The 14,651-nt window shown below is 70.7% G+C and carries 9 protein-coding genes and 1 pseudogene; 4 read left to right on the top strand and 6 right to left on the bottom strand.

Features of this window, described 5'->3' with window-relative positions; all coding sequences use genetic code 11:
* From ACFWEE_RS19035 to ACFWEE_RS19020, 4 genes and pseudogenes are all read left to right on the top strand, one after another.
* Positions 1-2,957 (top strand): annotated as a pseudogene (locus tag ACFWEE_RS19035) (hypothetical protein); the annotation flags it as partial.
* 81 nt (positions 2,958-3,038) lie between these two features.
* Complete coding sequence (locus tag ACFWEE_RS19030; protein ID WP_386890472.1) at positions 3,039-4,394, top strand: ricin-type beta-trefoil lectin domain protein; 1,356 nt, start codon at positions 3,039-3,041, stop codon at positions 4,392-4,394.
* 509 nt (positions 4,395-4,903) lie between these two features.
* The gene (locus ACFWEE_RS19025) at positions 4,904-5,626 is read left to right on the top strand and encodes a hypothetical protein (protein WP_386890470.1); all 723 of its coding nucleotides are present in this window, start codon (positions 4,904-4,906) and stop codon (positions 5,624-5,626) included.
* Positions 5,627-5,758: 132 nt separating this feature from the next.
* Complete coding sequence (locus ACFWEE_RS19020; protein WP_386890468.1) at positions 5,759-6,568, top strand: VOC family protein; 810 nt, start codon at positions 5,759-5,761, stop codon at positions 6,566-6,568.
* A gap of 27 nt (positions 6,569-6,595) precedes the next feature.
* On the opposite strand, the gene ACFWEE_RS19015 is transcribed toward ACFWEE_RS19020, so the two are convergent.
* From ACFWEE_RS19015 to ACFWEE_RS18990, 6 genes are all read right to left on the bottom strand, one after another.
* Positions 6,596-6,943, bottom strand: coding sequence for a VOC family protein (locus tag ACFWEE_RS19015; protein WP_386890466.1), 348 nt, complete (start codon positions 6,941-6,943; stop codon positions 6,596-6,598).
* Positions 6,944-7,244: 301 nt separating this feature from the next.
* On the bottom strand, positions 7,245-8,255 hold the full coding sequence (locus tag ACFWEE_RS19010; RefSeq protein WP_386890464.1) for an alpha/beta fold hydrolase: 1,011 nt from the start codon (positions 8,253-8,255) through the stop codon (positions 7,245-7,247).
* A gap of 66 nt (positions 8,256-8,321) precedes the next feature.
* Positions 8,322-9,110 carry an SDR family NAD(P)-dependent oxidoreductase gene (locus ACFWEE_RS19005; RefSeq protein ID WP_386890462.1) on the bottom strand — a complete coding sequence of 263 codons (789 nt, stop codon included), beginning with the start codon at positions 9,108-9,110 and terminating at the stop codon, positions 8,322-8,324.
* Between the two features lie 108 nt (positions 9,111-9,218).
* On the bottom strand, positions 9,219-10,022 hold the full coding sequence (locus tag ACFWEE_RS19000) for an alpha/beta hydrolase (RefSeq protein ID WP_386890461.1): 804 nt from the start codon (positions 10,020-10,022) through the stop codon (positions 9,219-9,221).
* Positions 10,023-10,283: 261 nt separating this feature from the next.
* Entirely contained in the window at positions 10,284-11,378 is a 1,095-nt protein-coding gene (locus tag ACFWEE_RS18995) for an MBL fold metallo-hydrolase (RefSeq protein WP_386890460.1), read from the bottom strand.
* Between the two features lie 165 nt (positions 11,379-11,543).
* On the bottom strand, positions 11,544-14,498 hold the full coding sequence (locus ACFWEE_RS18990) for an AAA family ATPase (RefSeq protein WP_386890458.1): 2,955 nt from the start codon (positions 14,496-14,498) through the stop codon (positions 11,544-11,546).
* Positions 14,499-14,651 lie beyond the last annotated feature (153 nt).

The raw sequence follows: 14,651 nt of genomic DNA, 5'->3' as shown, positions 1-14,651 counted from the left end.
TACGCCCACGCCACCTACAACTCCTCGCCACCCTCATCGGCGACACCGACACCCAGAACAGCAACAGCAACAGCAACAGCAACAGCAACAGCAACAGCAACAGCAACGACAACGACAACGACAACGACACCTGGAAACAAGCCCGCGACACCAGCACCCCATCCACCCGCGACCACACCTGGATCGACCCCGTCTCCCAACCCCACGGACCCGAAAGCGACACCACTACACAGAGGGACACCGACGCCGTCGCCCCCCGCATGCTCCCGATCCCACGCGGCCCCCGACCGAACTCCGACTCAGAAGCAGAAGACTCCGACGACACCGACTGGGACGCACCCGACCCGACCCCGGCCGGCCCGTCCACAGCACCACGCTTCACCTGGACGCAGCCCCCCGCCTCCGCACCGAGCCCCGCGCAGTCACCACCCTCACCCGAGCCAACCTCGCCCGAAACGGGACAGGACGACCAGGCGGAACAGAGCGCGCCGTTCGACGCCTCGTCCCTGGTGACATACGTCCTTCCGGACAACCTCCCCGAGGGACCGTTCAACGCGCAGACCCTGTGGTCACTGGCACCCCCGATGGAATCCTTCGCCGTCGTCACCGACACCAGACAGGGCCTGACGGTACCCCTCGCATACCCGGACGACCGTCCGGCCGCCGAGTGGAACGATCCTCAACACGGCAACGACGTCTTCAACGCCATGATGGAACCAGCCGACAAGTACCTCGGTCTCGTCATCGAACGGGCCGAGCACACACAGGCAGACGAGCACGCACCCCAGAATGAACGAGCGGCTGCCCAAACCCTGTTGAGGACCAACAGCCTGCTCAAGGACGACGGCTGGCGACCCGAGTACCGAGTTGAGTTCCTCCGCGTACAGATGCTCCTGACGGAAAACGGCCTGCTCGACCGCCTCCCCCGCCAACTCGTCAGCAACCCCGACTGGCAGCGGCAGAACGACGTACACAACCCCGAAGACACACCATGGGCCCTGGTCGAACCCACCGACATGACCGGCCCCATCGGCGGTTCGCTCCGCGGTCCTGACGGAGTCTCCGCCCAGTTCCACACCTGGCTGAACGACAACGGCGGAAACAGCGGCTGGCTGAACCTCTGGGCCGAAGAACAGGCAGGCGGATCGATCAACACCGAATCTCAGCGGTTCAAAGTGATGATCAGCCACTTCCGCCCACCACGAACGGACAGCGGCTACTACACAGCCGGCCTCAACAGCAGCCTCCGCAACGACATCTGGCAGTTGGGCTCCCAGGAATATCCCGTCACACGATTCGACCAGACATACCTGGACGATCCCGCGGTCTACCTGCGCAGCATGATCGCCCAGCACGTGTTCACCTATGAAGTGCTCACCCGGGTGAAAATGCCCAACGTCGACCCCACCGAAGGAATCGTCCAGCTCATCCGCCTCGAAAAGCGAAGCCTGCTGGAAGAGGCGAACGGCGGCCCCATGACCATCGGCGACAACATACAGATGCGGCGCGGCCCTGCGGAGTCCTACAGCCTCCTGACGCCCTACAAAGACCCCACCGACGAAAGCAGCCACACCCTCGGACCATTCTGGGTCACCTCACAGAAGGTGCCCCTGCACCACGTATTCGGCACCTATCTCCAAAGCCGCGCCGACACGACTCCCGACCGCTCACTCCTCCTGGGCGAAGGAGAGAACGAATTCCTCGCACTGGGCGAAGGCGCACCCATCACCTACCACGGCACGAACACGCCGATCGTCCTGCCCGTCACACCCACCCCACCCCAGACCGTCTCCGTCCGAGCCCCCCTGCCGGGTCAGAAGTCGGGCGGACAGCGGCAGCCGACGGCGTCGGAAAGTGACGGCCAGGGCTCCTCGTCGCGCGGGCGGACCACCCTGGACGAGGAGATCCGCACCGCGCGACGCCTCAGTCGTGCGGCCGACGCGGAGGCCGCCCACATCAGGCGCAACCATCCCGTCGATCGCCAGGGCGTGCGGCCGGACGAGATCCGTGCCCGCGAAGCCCGGCGGACCCTCGAACAGCTGCGGAGGACAAAGGAGTCGGTTGCCAGCGAACCGGTCACTACCGAGCCGACCAGTACGGAGTCAGCCGGCGACAAATCTCAGCGGAACGACCTCGCCAAGGCGGCCCGGGCGCGCAAGTACGCCGCGGAGCAGGCTCTGGAAGAGGCGGGCCGACGTGCCGACGAGCTGCGGGAACTGCTCGGCGCCGCTCGCGAACGGCAGCTTGTCGCAGCCCGCGCGCAGCGGGGAGCCGCCCAGCGCTTGGCGGGACTTGCGGCGGAGGTGGACAACCTGCGGGGCGCCGGGCAAGTCGACATGCCCACAGGGTCACTCGCGCGTACGCCCTCCCAGTGGCCCGATCCGAGCTCCAGGCCGAACCCGGCAAGGGAGTTGGGCGACAACGACATCCAGGGCGATGGCGGCACCGTTCCGACGTCCCCGGAGGAGTCGTTCTCGGCTTCGCTGCTGCGCGAGTTGAGCCCGGAGTCCGCCCCCGTACAGGACGGCACGGGGCGCGACGCCCTCAACTGGTGGCTGACCGAACGTATTTCAGCCCTCGAAACGGAGGCGGGTGCATCCGCCCCGGGGCTGCCCTCCGGTGACGACACGGCCGACCTGGACGAAATCGGCGCACTGGACATCACTCTCGGACCGGGCCAGCTGGCCGAGGCGAGCATGCTGGGCGGCCGAATTACCTTGTCCGCAGCGGAGTTGGACATCGGGCAACGGATCCGACTGCTCGTCAACCGGGCCGGGCCCGGGTCCTATGCTGAGACCCTGGCGGCGCTGACCGCGATGGTCTCCGGCCGGAACGTCGTGATCGTCGACCAGGACGGCACCGAGCACAGCCACGGAACCGGAACCGGTGATCCGATCCGACTCGTCTTCGACGGAGTCAGCTACTCGACGCCCGCTCAACTTGTGCGAGAGACCTGAGACATGGCCCGCACATCTCCCCCAGCACCACGCGGGAACCCGATGGAACCCGCCCCACAGCCACTTCGCCAGGAGGACGTCTTGAGCAGCGCACCGCACACCGCCGGGCCCCCGCAGGGTTCCGAGGGCGAGACAGCCGCGTCCGCCGCGGTCTCCACGCCCGGCGTCGACCCCGCAGGTGAGCCGGCCGGCGGATCCGCCGGTGGTACGGACCCGGAGGCTGAGCCGGAAGGGCGCGGGACGACGGCCGCGGCGGCGAAAGCGGGCGCCGAACCAGGAGCGAAGTCGGCCTCCGGCTCGGCGAATGGCTCCCCTGAGCCCGAGGCCGCCGCCGAGCCGGACACCGTGACGCCCGCTGCGACGGCCTCCTCGTCCGCCACCGCCGCGCAGGCCGAGGGCGCGTCCGCAACCACGCAGACCGAGCACACTTCCGCTGCCGCGCAGGCCGAGGGCGCGTCCGCCGGCGCCACTTTGGAGGGCGACGCCGAGGCGGTCACCCTCACCGCCGGGGACGGCTCCGACGCGGACGCCGCACGGGCGGGGCAGCCCGGCCGGCCGCCGCGCACCATCCTGGCCGCCGCCGCGATAGCGGGCGCGCTGCTGGTGTCCGTCCCCTTCCTGATCAACGCACGGAACGACAGCAACGACACCATCAAGACAGTCGGTTCCGGCAACGCCGCGGACACCGTCCTGACGGACTCCTCCGATGGCACACCGGGCGCCTTCGAGCCGGCCGCGCCCGTGGCGGGCACGCACAAGTCGGGCTCCCCCGAGGCGGTTGCGCCGCGCGGCAGCCAGTCGGCCCCGGGGACGTCCGGCGCGACCGGGGACTCGTCCGGCTCGGTCGGCGGTGGATCGACGACGGGCGACTCCGGCTCGGGCAAGACCTCCTCGAACAGCGGGGGCCAGACGAAGGAAGGTACCTCGTCGAACTCGGGCAAGACCTCATCGTCCGATTCGTCCTCGTCGACCTCCGGCGGTGGCGGTACGTCGAAGTCCGACACCGTCACCATCACGCCGGCGAAAACGACCGCGCCGGTCGCAGCGGTCGCGGCGGGCGTGATGGTCTACAGCCATGCCAGCGGCCGGTGCCTCGACATCGTGGGCGACAAGGGCAAGGACGGCGCCCCCTTGGAGATCTACGACTGCAAGGGAACGAACTGGCAGAAGTGGGACTTCCGGTCCGACGGAACCGTACGTTCCATGGGGCTGTGCATGGACATCGCGTGGGCGTCGACGGACGACGGCGCCCAGATCCAGCTGGCCAAGTGCAACGGTGGCTGGGCCCAGAAGTTCTGGGTCAACGCATCGCACGACCTCGTCAACTCGAAGATCGGCAAGTGCGTCGACGTCAAGGACACCGCGACCGCCAACGGCACTCGGCTACAGCTGTGGACCTGCAACGGCCAGCAGAACCAGAAGTGGAGCAAGCGTTGACCGCACCGTGAGGAGGAGGCGGTCCTGGACACACCGGCGGCGACCAGGACCACGCACGTGTCAGCGCGGCCCCGAACCGGACCAGACCGCCGGACCACTCGAGAACTCACCCGTGCCGGCCGCGATCTCCGCCTTGAACAGAGGGTCCGTCGCTTTCTCCGGCGGACCCTCCGACCTGCGACTTCGTCAAGTACGACCTGCGGCGATCCTGGGAGCGGCTGCGGGACTGGACCGATACCGGTGTCCGGCCCCGCCCGCACACCGCGCTGCTGATCGAATGGCGCGCCGCGCGGACCTGGTGGACCTGAAGGACCTGGACGATTGCGCCATGGACGGCTCGCACATCCGGGCTCCCAACTCTCGGCTCCCCGTTCTCAGCCCTCGGCCCTCGGCCCTCGCCTCCCGCCTCCCGCCTCCCGGCTCCCGGCTCCCGGCTCCCGGCTCCCGGCTCCCGGACGGGATCAGGTTCCCCGCTCGCCCGTCGACCGGGGTCGAAGCATCATGTGTTCGTGGACCGCTTTCGTACCCCGCCCGCGATCTCCTGTCCCGACCTTCCCGCCGACGCACCACGCCGGTTCGCCATGGACAGCTACCTCCCGCTGCCCGGACTGATCCCTCAGCTCTCCCTGGCCAGGCTCCTCGAAGAGCTCGCGGGCCTGGAAGCCGAAACCAGACGGCGGGACTTCGCCATGGAATGCATGGGAGGTTCGCCCCGCCACATGACCACCATCGGCGGTCCCGCCCTGGCAGCCGGCTCCCCGCTCATCTCCGGCCTCTACCAGCAGCGCAGCCTTGTCGGCCTGCTTCGCACGGTCACCGGAGAACCCGTCGTACCCGTGCGCGAAGTCACCGAGCGGCATGTCGTGAACATCCTCCATCGCCCGGGAGACACCCACGGTGAACACACCGACGACTACCCCTTCGCCCTCGTCCTCTTCCTCGAGGCACCGGCAGATCCCGATGACGGCGGCCTCCTCGAGTACTCCCCCCACACCACCACCCTGCCGCTGCCCGAGGCCGTCCCCGTGCACCGACGCCATCACCGCGCCGGCGACGCCTACCTCCTGCGCTCCGACACCACCGCCCACCGCGTCAGCCCTCTGACCCGGCCCGGCGTCCGCCGCACCGTCCTGAACTTCGCCTACACCACCCCGGACCGGCAGGCCGCGCTCACCCCCTCCGCCCAACTCCTCTACGACGACGGGCACGCCGACAGCGAAGAAGCGCGGTGACCAGGCAACTGCGGAGAACGGGCGGACCCCCGGTTGCCAGGAATCGAACTCGCACCGCCGCGCCGGACCAAATTCGCACTATTTGCCCTGTATAGGTCATATGCGGGACTGATCGTCCTGCCCCACTTCGCGATGGAGGCTTCCGTGCCCGAGAAGAACGATGCCTACGAGCCCGGTACGCCGTGCTGGATCGACCTGATGGTTCCCGACCAGCGCGCGGCTCTCGACTTCTACCGTGACCTGCTCGGATGGGAGGGCGAGGTCGGTCCTCCGGAGCAGGGCGGGTACGCGGTGTGCACCCTCAAGGGCAAGCCGGTCGCCGGAATCATGAAGGCCATGAACCCGGACGGCACCGTCCCCGATCCGATGCCGCCGACGGTGTGGACCACCTACCTGTCCACCGACGACATCGAGGCCACCCTCACGTCCGTCGGCAACGCCGGTGGCACCGTCATGATGGGCCCGATGGATGTCATGGACCTCGGGAGGATGGCCCTGATCGCCGACCCGACGGGCGGCGTCGTCGGCCTCTGGCAGGCAGGCACCTTCGGCGGTGCGGGAATCGTCAACGAGCACGGCGCGCTCACGTGGAACGAACTGGCCACCTCCGACCTCCCGGCCGCCGCGGCGTTCTACTCCTCCGTCCTGCCGGTCACCACGGCCCGGTCGGAGATGCCGGGGGCGGAGGGGTACGTCGAGTTCAAGGTCGCCGACCGGGCGGTGGGCGGGATGATGGATCTGTCCACGTTTCCCCCGGGCGTCTCCCCGCACTGGCAGCCCTACTTCAGCGTGGATGACGTCGACGCGATCCAGGCCGCGGCGGTTCGCGCGGGAGGCCGCGTCATCGCCCCGGCGTTCGACATGGTGGCCGGCCGTATGGCCGTACTCGCCGACCCGCAGGGCGGAACCTTCTCGGTCATCAACCCTTCGATGCCTGACTGAGGGCTGCCCTCAGCGTGGTCGGGGAGGTCAGACCGCGGGGTTCTCCAGCAGGGTGACCCGGTTGCCGTCCGGGTCTTCCAGGGCGGCGAACCGGGTGCGCGTACCGCCGGCCTGTACCGGCCCCGCGGTCAGACCGCGTTCCTCGAGCCGGGCCAAGGCCTCGTCCAGATCAGGAACCTCCAGGTTGAGGAGCGCCGAGCCCGAGCGCTCGGGGTCCTCGAAGACGGAGAGCCAGCCCCCCGACGTGAGATGCCAGTCCGCCAGGGACGGCATGGGCCGGGTGTCCGCCGGACGCCCCAGCAACCGTGCGTACCAGACCACCGCCGTCGCGACGTCCGCCACGGGCGCGACCATCAGTACGCGGGCAATGTCCATGGAGGAGCCACCTTCTTTCGCGCCGTTTCTGCCTCACTGCTTCAGACTGCCCGGGTGCACAGAACTCATCGCAGGGGGCTGCCGCAGCTCGGGCGGGACGCTCGGCCGGACCGGGGCTGGAGACGTGGAACCCCGTCCGCCCCGTCACCGAACGTGACGGGGCGGAGAGGCTTTCGACGCGGCCGGGGTGGGAGGCGGGCTTGAGGGCGTGCCGGGCCTGGGCGGCGGCAGCCGACGGAGCGCTGCACACGGGGACGCACCGGTGCGGGGGAGGGCGGTCAGTTGTCGGGAAAAGGCGCGATCATGACGAGCCCCCGAGGAAGGAGAGCAGAACCGTGGTCATCTCCGCGGGGTGCTCCTCGTAGATCCAGTGACCGGAGTCGGGGACGACGACACCGGTGACCTTCTTGGCGTACGTGCGGACCTGGTCGGGTACGGCCTCGGCGAGGCTGCCCGAGGCGCCGACGGCCAGGACCGGCATGGTCAGCTTCGTCCGCCGGTTGACGGCGTTGTCCTCGATGTCCTGGGGGAAGGTCCGGAACCACTTGAAGCTCGCCGACAGGTGGGCCGGGTCCTTCAGGGCCTCGGCGAACACGGCTACGTCGTCGTCGGTGACGGAGCCCTTGCGGAGTTCCAGGCTGTCGACGAATCCGCCCACCCAGTCCTCTTCCCGCCCGGCCACGACCTTTTCGGGAAGGCCGTTGGTGAGGGAGAAAAAGCCGAAGTTCCAGACCGCCGGCCCGGTGGCGGAGAGGGAAGGGAACTTGTAGATGCTCGCGTCCGGGATCGGGGCCTCGCTGAGGACGAGCTTCTTCACGTCTCGGGGGTGCGCCGCGGCGTAGGCGTAGGCGACCATCGAGCCGATGTCGTGGCCGACCAGGCGGACGTCGTCGGCGTGCCCGATCGTGCGGAGCAGGGTGTGGACGGCCGCGGCCATCGACTTCTTGTCGTAGCCGCCGGCGGGGGCATCGCTCTTGCCGGCGCCGGGCAGGCTGGGCGCGATGACGGTGTAGTGCCGGGAGAGTTCGGGCAGGAGGGCGCGCCACTCGTACCAGGTCTCCGGGTAGCCGTGGAGCAGGACGAGGGTCGGACCGTGCCCGCCGATCACGTAGTCCAGACCGACGGCCTTGTGCTCGGTGAACCCGGCGGGTATCAGGGGGGCGGCGGACCGCGTCACGGTCCCGGGCCCGGTGTGCGGGGTCGCGGCGGAGACGGTGGCGGCGGAGAGGGTGGTGGCGCTGAGGCCGAACGCCGCGGCGATCGCGAGCGGTGCCAGGACGCGTGGACGGAAGAAGACATGACGGTGCTTCACAGGGACTCCGGTCGGGAGGGAAGGCGCGTTTGTGGCGAGGAGAGGGGTTGAGGGTGGGGCCCGGGGCTACAGGGTGCTGACGAGACCGCCGTCGACGACGAAGTCGGATCCGGTGATGTTCGCGGCCCGGTCGCCGGCCAGGAACACGACGAGGTCGGCGACCTCTTCGGGGCGGGTGAACCGGCCGGTGGCGGCGTCGGCGGCAGCCCGCTCGACCACGGCGTCGGCGGAGCCGCCGGTGGCGGCGGCGACCGTCGCGGCGACCCCGTCGCGCGCCAGCCACAGACCGGTGGTGACGGGGCCGGGGCTCACGGTGTTGACTCGGACGCCCCGCGGGCCCACCTGCTTGGACAAGGACTTGCAGAAGTTCGACAGCGCTGCTTTCGAAGCGCTGTAGTCGATCACGAGCGGGTCGGGCAGGAACGCGTTGACGGAACCGACCGTCACGATGCTGCCCGCTCCGCGCTCCAGCAGGTGGGGAAGCGCGGCCCGGGTGGTGCGCACCGGGGCCAGGAGGTTGACGGACAGCGTCGCGTCCCACTCGTCGTCGGTCACCGCGAGGAAGCCGTCCGTGCGGGGCCGGACGGCACCCACGTTGTTCACCAGGATGTCCAGGCCGCCGTAGGCGAAGACCGCGGCGTCGATCAGCTCGGCCGGTCCCTCGGGCTCGGTCAGGTCCACCGCGACCGTGAGGACGTCGCCTTCGGCGGCCAGTGCGCGCAGCTCGGGGGTGATCTCCCGCGAACCGGTCACGACCCGGGCACCCTCACGTACGAGTGCTCCGGCCACGGCGAGTCCGATGCCGCGGCTCGCGCCGGTGACGACCGCGGTCCTGCCGGTCAGGTGCAGATCCATGCCAGGGGCCCTTCGACGGTGCGGGTGGTGCCGGTGGAGTGCGATGCGCGGGACACGCCGTTCACAGGAGGCTTCGCCGGACAAAGTCGCCTTCAACGTAAGCGGCGTTCAGAGGGAGTGCCGCCGAAGCCAGTCCAGCGCGGTGTCGGCGACCTCGCGCCAGCCGCCGTCGATCGTCAGCGAATGCCCGCGGTCGGGGAAGTCGGTGATGTCGGTGACGGCGTCGGAGTGCCGGTACTGCTTGAGGGTTGCCCTGACTACGGTCTCCGGCACCGTGTGGTCCTTGCCGCCGGTCATCAGCAGCAGCGGTCCGCGGGAGGCGTTGGCGGTGTCGACCTTGGCCGGCGAGTGCGGGTTGAAGTTGGCGGCGGCGGCCTCGAACAGGGGCTTGCCCGGGGCCGGGATCGCCCATCGCTCGAACAGCTCCGCCGACTCCTCCTCGGACACGGCGTTGCCGAACGCGAAGCGGAACTGGTCGGCCGTGAGAGAGACCGCGCGGTGCTTGTTGCCCGGGTTCTTGAACACCGGCAGCGTCGCGCGCAGCGCGGACAGCGGCAGCGGGAGCACTCCCTTGATCTGGGCGGCGTCGATCGCGACGGCGCCCGCCGCCAGGTTCTGCCCGAGGAGTTTCTGCGCGACCATGCCGCCGAACGAGTGCCCGATCACGATGGGCAGGGTCGGCAGTGCCCGGATGATCGACGCGTAGTGGTTCACCACCTCGTCGATTCCGTGGTCGGCGATGCTCTCGGGGTTGGCTCGGGCCTCTTCGACGGTGCCGGGGTCGCCGGGCCAGCCCGGTGCGACCGGGGCGTAGCCCTCCTGCCGGAACAGGTCGATCCAAGGGGCCCACGAGGTGGCGTGCAGCCACAGGCCGTGGATGAAGACGACGGGAACGGGGGTCGGTGATGTCATGACGACCTCTCGGTTCGGTGGGTTTGGTGGGTTCGGTGGTGTGATCGGTGCGGCCGGTACGTCCGTACGGAGGGGTGTCCGGCGCCGGGCCGGCCCACCACGGGGGCGAAGGCGCTCGTACCGGGGAAAGACCCCAGTGCGTCCGGGCCGGTGCGGGGGGACTCCGGGGGTGGACTCCGGACTTTCGTGGGTGGACCGGGGGACGCGTCTGCTCGCGCGTCCGTCCTGCCTCGCCCCGCGCCTGTCCTCCGGGGAGTCCGGCTACGGATGGGTGCCGAAGGGGCCCAGGAGGCCGGCGTCGATCCGCAGCGATTCGAGCATGGTCGCCGCGTTGTCGAGGGTGAAGACGTCGGCCGCGGCGAGGACGCCGGTGTACTTGGACACCACCGGCCCCGCCGCTTGCTGAGCGACCGCGTCCAGGTAGGTCTTGAAGATCGCCCAGGAGTTCCCGGACGGACCGTACTTCTGGAAGTACGGCGTCGGGTCCAGGGACATGGCCGCCTTCACGCTGTCGGTGAGATCGGCGATGTACCGCTTCTGCACCTCGCCGTCGGCGCGCACGCCGAGCCGGCCGAGGTGTCCGCCGACCAGGGTCGTCCAGGGGTAACTCATGGCCGTGTCATGGGCCTTCACCCACGCGGGGATGTCCTGCGAGACGGCCAGGTTCCGGAACGGCACCCACCCGGGATAGAGGACGTCCACCACCATCAGCGTCGCGTGGTCGGGTGCCCAGACGAAGATGTTGTCCGGGGAATGGTTGGGGCCGTGGTGGGCGAGTTCCAGGCGTTCCCCGCCGACGCGCAGGTCGAAGTGGTCGTCGAAGGTCACGGTCGGGAGCGGCCTGTTGGGGTCGGCGTCCAGCCGGAGCAGCCGGAGCGTCTCGCTGTGCGCGATGCGCACGACGTTCTTGCCGAAGAGGTGGGCGGAGCCGATGTGGTCGGCGTGGCTGTGGGTGTAGACCAGGTGGGTGACCTTCGACGGCCGGCCGTTGGCCCGGGTGACGTCGGCCATGGCGCGCAGCAGGTTGTTCCCGATGGTCGGCGGCGCGTCGACGAGCACCACGCCTTCGCGGGTGCTCAGGAACATCGCCTGGTAGTAGGAGTCCGTCACCCAGTACAGATGGCCCTTGATACGGCCGACGAAGTAGCCCTGCTCGTTGACCTCGGGACCGGTCGAGGCCGTGGGGACCGGGGCGAAGTCGGGGAGGTCCGTCGAAGCGGTGGGGGCGGCGTGTGCCGTGCCGGGCAGTGCCTCGCCGACGAGGACGGCCGCGGTGGGGACCGCCAGCGCGGCCGTCGCGGTCCTGAGGAACGCGCGGCGGTTCGCGGTCGTGGCGGGGCGGGATTCCGGTGTCATGGGGCGGTGCCTTCCAGGGGGCCGGCGCAGTCGTCGGCGGCGGGTGCGGCGACCACAGGACATCACCCGCGTCCCCTGGTTCGTATCCGGGAGAATCCCCAGTCCCGGCGGGCGACCGGCCCCCGAGCGGACTGGGGTGCCGTCCGCCGGTGGCCGGGGACGGGCTCAGTCCTCGCTGGTCAGCATCGAGTTGAGCTGTCGCCGGGAGGTGATGTCGAGCTTCCGGAAGATCTTGTTGAGGTGGTACTCGACGGTCGACTGCGTGATGAAGAGCCGGGTCGCAATCTCGGTGTTCGTGGTCCCTTGGGCGGCGAGGGTGGCGATGCGCCGCTCCTGCGGAGTGAGGTCGTGGTCGGTGAGGTCGTGCGGAGAGCGGCCGGAGCGCTTGCGGGGGTGCGCGCCGGTGGCGAGGAGCTCGGTCCGGGCCCGCTCGGCGAAGGCGGTCGCCCCCATGTCGGTGAACATCCGGTATGCGTGGCCCAGTTGGGTCCGGGCGTCGGTGCGACGTTTGCGCCTGCGCAGCCATTCGCCGTAGAGGAGGTGGGTGCGGGCCAGGTCGGTGCGTACCTGGGTGCGGTCGAGGAGGGCCAGGGACTGGGCGAAGTGGGGTTCGGCCCGGTCGTCGCCGGCCGAGACCAGGGCCCGGCAGCGTTCCAGGAGTCCCAGGGCCCAGGGCGTGCCGGCCGCCAGGGCACGGCCTTCGAGGCGGGTGAGGGCCTGTCGGGCCGTGGGACTGTCGTCGCAGCGGGTGGATGCCTCGATGAGATCGGGCAGGGCGCGGGGAGCGCCTCCGGGGTTGTCGGCGTCGAAGGTGACGCGCGCGTGGGCGGCGGCCTTGACGTAGTGCCCCAGGCTGAGTTCGAGGACGGTCAGGCTGTTCCGGGCCCAGTCGGCCAGACCGCCGTTCGCGTGCCGGTCGGCCAAGTCGTGTACGAGGAGGTCTGCGGCCGTACGGGCCGACGATTCCTGGCCGCTCCACGCCAGGAGCTCCACGCGGAACGCCAGGCCGGGGGAAGGCTGACCGATGACGGCGGCGAGGTCCTGTGCCTCGTCGAGACAGGCGGTGGCGGCGGCGAAACGGCCGGCCCTGAGCTCCCAGGTGGACCGGACCACCAGGGTCGAACGCAGAGCCCCCAGCGTGCCGTTGGAGCGCTCGTGTGCCTCCACGAGCCGGGCCGCCGCCGCGCCGCCGGTCTCGTCCCAGACCTCCTCGGCGGCGTAGAGGGCGAGGGTCGCCGCGCGCAGGCCGTGCCCGACCACGTCGGTGTCCCGTTCCAGGGCGGCGAGGGCGGCCTGGAGGAGGGGCAGGGCGGCCCGGTATCCACGGTGCATCCGCAGGGCGAAGCCTTCGAGGAGGAGGTCGGCGCTGCTGGGGAGGGTGGACGGCTCGGATGCCGGGGGTGCGACCGCCGTGGAGACGGCGGACGGCGGGGCAGCGCGCAGTGTCTCCGGAGCCGGAGCCGGGGCCGTGGCCAGTGCCAGTGCCGGGGCGGGCAGGCTCGGGACGGGAAGGCTCGGGACGGGCGGGCTCGGGGTGAGCGGGCTCAGGGCGGGTGAGGTCAGGATCGTCATGCCCAGTTCCTCGCGGGCCGTAGCGTCGTGTTCACCGCACAACACGGCCAGGAGTCCTTCCACCAGGATGGACCGGGCCAGAGCGCGGTCCGTGTCCGCGACCACGCCGGCCGCGGCCAGCAACGGCGATCCCAGGCCCGCGAGCCGCCCGAAGTAGATGTCCGTGGTGGCCCGGGTGTGCAGGGCACGGGCCCGCAGGACGGTGTCGCCGCCGGCCAGGAGCGGCTGGGCCTGCGCGAGGAGGGACTGGGCGGCGACCGGATCACCCAGCACGAGGTGGGCTCGGGCGGCCTCGACGAGCCGCACCGCCCGGTCGGCCCGGGAGAGCTGCGCCGCCCGGGCCAGGAGGGCGGCCCGTTCGGCGTAGCCGCCGCGCCCGCGGGCCAGTTCCGCCGCCGCGACCAGTTCGTCGGCCACCTCGTCGTCGAGCCCCACGGTCGCCTCGGCGCGGTGCCAGGCCCGCCGCTCCGGGTCACGCAGCGCATCGCTGACGGCGGCGAGCGCGGCGTGGACGCGCCTGCGCTCACCGGCCGGGGCGCTGCGGTAGACGGCCGAGCGGATCAGCGGATGGCGGAACTCCAGCAGCCGCCCGCCGGTGAGCACGCCCGCGGACACCGCCGCGTCCGCGGCCTGTGCGAAGACGCCCAGTTCCGCCGCCGCTCGCCACAGCAGCAGCGTGTCCTCGGGCGGCGCGGCCGAAAGGAGTATCAGGAAGGTCCGGGTCTCCGGTGGCAGGCTCCGCACCAGCCGTCCGAAGTGGTTCTCCAGCCGCGCTCCCACCGGCAGCGGTTCGAGCAGCGGGGCGGTCCCGGCCAAGTGCGCGGGACTCAACGCCTGGGCGCTCTCCATCAGCGCCAGGGGGTTGCCTCCGGCGTCGGCCACGATGCGCGCGGCCACCGCCGCGTCCACCCGCCCCTGCACGCTGTGTCCGAGCAGCTCGTGCGCCTGGGCGCCCGCCAGTCCGCCGACCGTCAGCGTCTCCAGCCCTTCGAACGCACCCGGTCCGCCCGGTTCCTCACGGCCCGCGACCACCAGGCCCAGAGCCTCCGCACCCAGCCGCCGGGCCACGAACGCCAGTGCGTCGCGGGATTCCCGGTCCAGCCACTGAACGTCGTCGACCAGGCACAACAGCGGCTGTACCGTGGCGGCGTCGGCGAGCAGCGTCAGGGCCGCCATACCCACCAGGTAGCGATCGGCCCGGGGCGCGGCCAGCAGCCCGAACGCGGAGGCCAGCGCCTCGTGCTGAGGAGACGGCAGCGACTCCAGACCGTCCAGGAAGGGCCGCAGCAGCCGGTGCAGGCCCGCGAAACCGAGCCGCTCCTCGGACTCCGCCCCGGCGGTGCGCACGACCCGCAGGTCCGCCGAGGTCTCGGCGACGTGGTCCAGCAGCGTGGTCTTGCCGATACCGGCCTCGCCGACGACGACGAGCGCCGCGCTCATGCCGTCCCGCACGCCCGCGACCAGGTCGGACAGGACCCGCAGTTCCTCGTGGCGACCGGTGAGTGGAACCCGGTGGGGGCGGGCTCCGGCCCGGGAGTGTCCAGTCATGCCCTCAGAAGACCACCCCAAGGCCCCCGGGACCCTGGGGGTCGACCCTAGGCGGTGTCGGAAGTCCCGAGTGTCCGGCGGCGTCCAGGCCGACGGCGCTCCTTTCGGAACGCGCCCGAGCGGTCGCCCGGATGCCGCTGTCACTGCGATGCC

It is taken from the genome of Streptomyces sp. NPDC060184, assembly GCF_042728795.1.
Lineage (GTDB): Bacteria > Actinomycetota > Actinomycetes > Streptomycetales > Streptomycetaceae > Streptomyces.
Note: the sequence above shows the minus strand (reverse complement) of the source record. Positions and strands in the feature narration are given on the sequence as shown.

Bases quoted from the DNA above. Each gene is read 5' to 3' on its own strand.
- ACFWEE_RS19020 (WP_386890468.1), top strand. From the start codon at position 5,759: ATGGAGGCTTCCGTGCCCGAGAAGAACGATGCCTACGAGCCCGGTACG.
- ACFWEE_RS19015 (WP_386890466.1), bottom strand. From the start codon at position 6,943: ATGGACATTGCCCGCGTACTGATGGTCGCGCCCGTGGCGGACGTCGCG.
- ACFWEE_RS19005 (WP_386890462.1), bottom strand. From the start codon at position 9,110: ATGGATCTGCACCTGACCGGCAGGACCGCGGTCGTCACCGGCGCGAGC.
- ACFWEE_RS19000 (WP_386890461.1), bottom strand. From the start codon at position 10,022: ATGACATCACCGACCCCCGTTCCCGTCGTCTTCATCCACGGCCTGTGG.
- ACFWEE_RS18995 (WP_386890460.1), bottom strand. From the start codon at position 11,378: ATGACACCGGAATCCCGCCCCGCCACGACCGCGAACCGCCGCGCGTTC.
- ACFWEE_RS18990 (WP_386890458.1), bottom strand. From the start codon at position 14,498: ATGACTGGACACTCCCGGGCCGGAGCCCGCCCCCACCGGGTTCCACTC.